7 protein-coding genes and 1 pseudogene are annotated in these 5,167 nt (G+C 42.1%); 4 read left to right on the forward strand and 4 right to left on the reverse strand.

The window, feature by feature from the left end; genetic code table 11:
- Positions 1–160: 160 nt before the first annotated feature.
- Positions 161–832: an SH3 domain-containing protein gene (locus BCT81_RS06515; RefSeq protein WP_102423583.1), complete on the reverse strand. Its 672-nt coding sequence runs from the start codon at positions 830–832 to the stop codon at positions 161–163.
- A gap of 105 nt (positions 833–937) precedes the next feature.
- Between BCT81_RS06515 and BCT81_RS06520 the strand changes: the two genes are divergently transcribed.
- Complete coding sequence (locus BCT81_RS06520) at positions 938–1,525, forward strand: hypothetical protein (RefSeq protein ID WP_102423584.1); 588 nt, start codon at positions 938–940, stop codon at positions 1,523–1,525.
- 235 nt (positions 1,526–1,760) lie between these two features.
- Positions 1,761–2,003 (forward strand): hypothetical protein, encoded by a 243-nt coding sequence (locus BCT81_RS06525; RefSeq protein WP_004740110.1) that lies wholly within the window; start codon positions 1,761–1,763, stop codon positions 2,001–2,003.
- 170 nt (positions 2,004–2,173) lie between these two features.
- On the opposite strand, the gene BCT81_RS06530 is transcribed toward BCT81_RS06525, so the two are convergent.
- Positions 2,174–2,632, reverse strand: a complete 459-nt coding sequence (locus BCT81_RS06530) for an Lrp/AsnC family transcriptional regulator (protein WP_102423585.1) — start codon at positions 2,630–2,632, stop codon at positions 2,174–2,176.
- Positions 2,633–2,781: 149 nt separating this feature from the next.
- On the opposite strand from BCT81_RS06530, the gene BCT81_RS06535 reads away from it, so the two are divergent.
- On the forward strand, positions 2,782–3,711 hold the full coding sequence (locus tag BCT81_RS06535; RefSeq protein WP_102423586.1) for a DMT family transporter: 930 nt from the start codon (positions 2,782–2,784) through the stop codon (positions 3,709–3,711).
- Positions 3,712–3,857: 146 nt separating this feature from the next.
- Complete coding sequence (locus tag BCT81_RS06540; RefSeq protein ID WP_008219313.1) at positions 3,858–4,322, forward strand: hypothetical protein; 465 nt, start codon at positions 3,858–3,860, stop codon at positions 4,320–4,322.
- Between the two features lie 62 nt (positions 4,323–4,384).
- On the opposite strand, the pseudogene BCT81_RS06545 reads toward BCT81_RS06540, so the two are convergent.
- Positions 4,385–4,570 (reverse strand): annotated as a pseudogene (locus tag BCT81_RS06545) (sensor histidine kinase); the annotation flags it as partial.
- 115 nt (positions 4,571–4,685) lie between these two features.
- Positions 4,686–5,027 (reverse strand): YggL family protein, encoded by a 342-nt coding sequence (locus tag BCT81_RS06550; RefSeq protein ID WP_102423587.1) that lies wholly within the window; start codon positions 5,025–5,027, stop codon positions 4,686–4,688.
- Positions 5,028–5,167 lie beyond the last annotated feature (140 nt).

A 5,167-nucleotide genomic window follows, 5' to 3' on the forward strand; every position in this document is an offset into this window, starting at 1 on the left:
TCATAAATCAGTCAATATAAATTAGGGAGAAATGGAGAAACCTTCCAATTTAACAAACAACAAAAAAGCCCACTCTATTACAGAGTGGGCTTTTTTATTTAATTGATAAGTTAACGTCTATCGACTATTTACATTCTCAACGGTAATAATTTGACGTCTCTTAATCTTTAAATATTTCATTGGTATTTACATCAAGATAAATTTTGTTTTCAAGAGATAAACCACCGCAGTAGATAAAGTAAACATCGCGCTCGCTATACCGAACTGATTTTACCCAACCACCTAACTCTTCAAAGTCACTTGGTTCGCACTCACCTTCAGAAATCAACTTAGCAACTGAGTTGCGAAATTTCTCTTGGTACAACTTAAGATCGTCGGACTTAACTAAGTAAGAGTCTAATATCTCTTGGTTCTCCTTATCAGAAATGATCACTTCATCATTCGATAAGCCAGACATAGAAACCCACTCTGCTGTTTGTGGACCACCTTCTTTCAGAACAATATAATCGGAAATACGTGCCCAATCGCCCTTCTTCTCAAGTACTTCGACCTTTTCCCCTTTGTAGAGGTAATCCGTTATCAAACCATCAATCTCAGGCTGTTCTACCACCTCAAGCTTTCTATCTTGCACATAAAACTCCGTCTGCTCTGGCTCAGGCTGTAGTTCCATAACAGGCTTTAATTCAGGTTTAGGTTGCTCCATAGTTTCAACAACGGGCTCTTCAACTTTTTCTGGTGGCGTAGGATCTTTCTTCATAATGAAGAAGTAGTACGCTGCGCCTCCTCCACCCAAAATTAACAATACAAGTAAAGCGATCAGCGCTTTTTTCATTCAATCCACCAGCTTATCCGTTTGAAGTGAATTTACAGTGTACATCAACTCATGCATCAGCTCATCTATACTCTATGTTGAGAACATCGTAAGTAGAGGAAGGTCATGAGTTTTTGGGTTAAGGTTCTGATCACAAACGTCTCTTTGAGTGCCAGTGTGGTAATAGCCAGTGAATGTAACAGTGAGAGTTGGCAAACGCTGCTAGCTCGTCAGCTCGCCTTTGAAACCCGTTATAACCAATACACAAAAGAGTTCAATCAAGTTCTCTCAACCTATGAGTCACAGACCCTACTGTCTAAACATTTCACAGGAGAGCAAATCATTGAACTTTGGGCAAAGTATGAACAAAGATTTAATACACAGCTCAACAGCCACATGAATACCGCTTACGATATATCCGAAGTTCTTCTTAAACAGTCCTATGTAGTATCGACCGAGTTAGAAGGCGCTCGTTCTCTTGCTCAACTATGGGAAGCAATGGCTCAACAATGCGATAAAGCAAAACTTGCTCGTCAATCAGCAAGCGCACTGTCACATGTGAAGAGCTCACAGTCTCTCTCGCAAGACATTAGCGTGCTGGGTGAAAAGTTCAGGCAACTATCGTTTAGGTATCGTCAGGAAGCCACAATGATCGATGCTGCACGCCAATTAAATGAACGCGAAAGCGTTCAGTCAAACGAACCGCTTCGCTAGATTTATCTGCAAAATCAGCTGCGTCTGATTAAAATGCATTCAACCCAGCCTTAATCAAAGCTTTATCAATAACTTGTAAATCTAATGTGTTAACTATCAACAACAAAGTTCAATTTCCAACCAATGCAAGTAATTATGTGAGAGATTCATCACAAAATAGATTTACAAACGCAAAAAAATTGTTATCATGAATCTTCATATAACTTAATAACAAGAAACATTTTGGCTAGGTAATATGCAAAAAACTATGGCTTTCAACTGCTTGAGTAACACGGAATGGACTGCAGAGATAAGAGCTAAGCTTTTATCTGTAGCTAAACACATGGAAGAGTTCGGTTCAGTAAGTGAATTAGAGCTATGTAAGATATTTGGAGAAACAATCTGGAATGACGGTGTGGATTATCATTCACATGCTTTTTCATTCAGAATTAATGCACAAACTGGAGATTGTTCAATCTCTAACTTTAAGTATCACTAAGTTTTGCACCTATCATATACGGAGTACCTTTCACTAGGTGCTCCGTTTTTTATTGCCTTGAGTTTGGCATCTTGTGAAAGATCTTCAGTCATCTTCGCTTTGTTAACCAAGGATCAAATCATTTCGTTTTCAGCTCACTCTTCCCAATAACAACCTAGCTTTCCATCGGGTTAGTCGGTATACACCGGAAGCGGCGCATTACCTTTTACTTGCCTTATCGCTAGATGAGTATGGATGTCTTTGACGTTAGATAGCCGCTGAAGTTTTCTAGTAAATGCTTCATAAGCCATTAAGTTCGGGCTAACCACCTCTAGTAAATAATCATAAGCGCCAGACACAACATGGCAGCTGATGACCTCCTCCATCTCGACAATCGCGCCTTCGAACTTATCAATCGACACTTCTTGGTGGTTGTTCAGGCTCACCTCAACAAACACACTCATCGCCACACCAACTTTCTCTCGAGATAAACTCACGCGATATCCGTCGATAATGCCCTTTTCTTCTAGCCTTTTGATGCGTCTCGCGCAAGGTGAAGGGGATAAGCCGACTTCATCTGCTAACTCAGCCGTGGTCAATCTACCGTCCTTTTGTAGCAACTCGAGAAGATGCCTATCAATCCTGTCCATAGCAAAAGCCACCCATTAGTTAAATTTGTTAATAATCCAAGAAATCTTAGCAGAAATCCTCAATGATAGATCAAGTTAGAACCAAACTTGCCAACTTGAGGCAGGTGCTCTCCCTCATAATGAATCATCATTCACTTTCATTGTTTATTATGAATCTTGGCTATCTATCAATTACCGTCACTCTGCTCATCTGGGCAAGCTTTTTCCTTTCTCTTAAAGGCGGTGCGAATTCAGCTTTAACGCCCGCAGACATCGCAATCACACGCTTTCTTATTCCTGCCTTGGTCTTATTACCTTTGGTGTGGAAAGCGCGTAATACCATTACAGCAGTGCCTAACCGTTACTTAGCAGGTATGTTCATCGGCAGTGGCCTGCCTTATTTGCTGGTTGCTGGCACAGCGATGCAATTCGTTCCAGTTTCTCACGGAAGTGCTTTAGTGCCCGGCACGCTACCTCTGTTTGTAACCGGGATTGCGGTGCTCTTTTTCAAGCAACCACTTAGCCGCCACCGAATCGTTGGCCTAGCTTTGGTGTTACTTGGTATTGTGTTGTTCTTGGGGAGCAGTTTGAGTAGCTTCAATTTTGAGCACACCAAAGGCCACTTACTGTTCCTGTGCGGGAGCTTAATGTGGGCAACCTTCACTATCTCAGCTCGCGTTGCCAACTTAAATGCTTTGGTCAGTGCGGGCTTTATCTCTCTCTGCTCTACTTTGTTATTAGCCCTTCTTATCCTGACAGGAACACTCCCTAGTCACTTAATGGATGTACCTTTCGCTCAATGGCCTTTTGCAGAGCTTGCCATTCATTCAGCAGTACAAGGTGTCGGAGCGGGTTTAATTGCCGCATTCACTTACCTATATGCGGTTAATACCTTAGGGGCTGAGCGTTCTGCTGCGTTTGGCAGTGCGACACCTGCCGTTGCGACACTATTGGCGATTCCATTGTTCAACGAGATCCCAGATGCGATGACCTGGCTTGCCCTTGGTTCTATTTGTATTGGTAGCTTGGTCGCGAGCAATATCTTTATGAGAAACGACCAATCCATGCAATATCAGCCGCCCAGTCATAGTAAAGCGTAGCGCTGTTTATATTCACCATTTCCGCTAGTTTTCAGGTATGCGGCATCTAGATAAGCCTACAAAGGTAGGCTTATCTAAAATCTGCTTTTTCTAAGCTCGCTTCTCCATTAAACTGTCCGACCTTTTTGCTGAATCAAGAGAACACCATGCAACGCGACTACACCTTAAATTGTTTAATCACCATGCCTCGTCATGAACTAGAAGAATTTAGTTTAAGAATGATCCATCGCCTTGTTCCTGAAGACGCAATGACAGAGCTATTCACATTCGAACAAGAAGAAGTGACTAGCGAAGAACGCATGCAATCAGCGAAGTTCGATGCAATGCTACGAATGACAGCAATTGCACTTGGTGAAGTAAACCTAGCGTTCTCTGAATCAGATAACTCACAGCAAAACATCGAACGCATGACTCGCCTGCTGTTATGGCACTTCTACTCGATCTCTTTCAACCTTGAAGAAGCGATCGCAATTGAAGTTCACTGTGAGAAAGTTGAGAAAATCTTAAAGAACGCACCAAAAGATGCGTTTGGTTGGGTTAAAGAGCTCACTGAGCTACTTCACTTCTACGCAAAAGTGAATGAAGGCAACGAAGAGAAAAAAGACGCGTAACGTCCCTTAATCTTCAACAGGCTGCCGCAAAACCGCCCTGCTCATTACAAAGGCAGAATGAACTACACAGAAAGCAAGTAAAAGCTTTGCTGAAAAGAGTTCTCTGCCTTTGTTGTTTCTAATACGCTGTGATGCAGCATCAATATCGACTGAGCGATTTTAGTCCCGATACCCAATGAACCATTCGGTGCTTCCTGCTCCACCTCATTTTGAATCACGACCCTCACCCGCTTCGCATCCTGCTCTAAGTCAAAACGCAAAAAGGCCGAATCGATTTACCGATTCGGCCTCTGTTTGGGTGTATTGTTGCTCGTTCTAAAAGCCGTGTAGGCCTCTAAGTGAAGCTAACAGTACAACATCAATTTAGAACGCGTAGTTTGCGTCAATCAACTCGCTGACTTCAACTTTCGTTACTTCAGCACGCGCTTCAAGCCATTGTGCAACCTGAAGTTGTTCTGCTTCAGTTACTGAACGGTAGCGCTCAACAGAACATAAGAAACCTTCAAACAGCTCAAGGCCGCCACCACCAAAGCACAGACCAATGCTATCAATGAAGTCGATGAATTCATCAATGAACACATCGTATTGGTCAAAATCAGTAATCGATGTTTTGCAGCTTACTTCAAAGCCCAGAATCGCGAATTCACCTAGGTATAGCTTTTTACGTAGACGACGACTTTTGTTTTCGATTTTATCTAATTTCATAACTGTCTCTCTTTTCGTTTGATTAAGCATTTATACACAGTTCTAACGCAATGCCCAAGAGTTTTATCTTGCATAAAAAGCCTTGAGACAAAAATCGTGCTACAGAAACAAAAGCTTAATAAAAACTATAAAAATCTGTC

Source organism: Vibrio sp. 10N.261.52.A1, from assembly GCF_002876325.1.
GTDB classification, from domain to species: domain Bacteria; phylum Pseudomonadota; class Gammaproteobacteria; order Enterobacterales; family Vibrionaceae; genus Vibrio; species Vibrio chagasii.

Excerpts from the sequence above, each read along its gene's own strand:
- BCT81_RS06515 (WP_102423583.1), bottom strand. The coding sequence starts at position 832 with ATGAAAAAAGCGCTGATCGCTTTACTTGTATTGTTAATTTTGGGTGGA.
- BCT81_RS06520 (WP_102423584.1), top strand. The coding sequence starts at position 938 with ATGAGTTTTTGGGTTAAGGTTCTGATCACAAACGTCTCTTTGAGTGCC.
- BCT81_RS06525 (WP_004740110.1), top strand. The coding sequence starts at position 1,761 with ATGCAAAAAACTATGGCTTTCAACTGCTTGAGTAACACGGAATGGACT.
- BCT81_RS06530 (WP_102423585.1), bottom strand. The coding sequence starts at position 2,632 with ATGGACAGGATTGATAGGCATCTTCTCGAGTTGCTACAAAAGGACGGT.
- BCT81_RS06535 (WP_102423586.1), top strand. The coding sequence starts at position 2,782 with ATGAATCTTGGCTATCTATCAATTACCGTCACTCTGCTCATCTGGGCA.
- BCT81_RS06540 (WP_008219313.1), top strand. The coding sequence starts at position 3,858 with ATGCAACGCGACTACACCTTAAATTGTTTAATCACCATGCCTCGTCAT.
- BCT81_RS06550 (WP_102423587.1), bottom strand. The coding sequence starts at position 5,027 with ATGAAATTAGATAAAATCGAAAACAAAAGTCGTCGTCTACGTAAAAAG.